Source organism: Tamlana crocina (assembly GCF_012037625.1).
Window position 1 is genome coordinate 1 of sequence record NZ_JAAVJS010000624.1, and the last position, 331, is coordinate 331.

A 331-nucleotide genomic window follows, 5' to 3' on the forward strand; every position below is an offset into this window, starting at 1 on the left:
CATTTATCCACTGGGGCAAAGAATGTCTGCACAGGTTCAACGGCATGTTTGCTATTGCCATCTGGGATTCTCAGGAACAGAAACTATTTGCAGCCCGGGATCGATTTGGAGTAAAACCCTTCTATTACTCTGAAGCTAAAAACCATCTCTATTTCAGCAGCGAAATAAAGGCGCTTAAAAATGTCATTTTTGATATCCCTCATAATCTGAAGGTTTGGGCGAATTATTTCAGTTACGGCTCATATGGAATGCCAAATGAAACCTTTTACGAAGAAATATACCAACTGCCCGCCGGACATTGCATGGAATTTTCCGAAGGAAATTTGAAGAT

At 40.8% G+C, this 331-nt stretch carries 1 pseudogene; it reads left to right on the forward strand.

What is annotated here, in order from left to right:
* Nucleotides 1-331 (forward strand): annotated as a pseudogene (locus tag HC176_RS18320) (asparagine synthase (glutamine-hydrolyzing)); the annotation flags it as partial.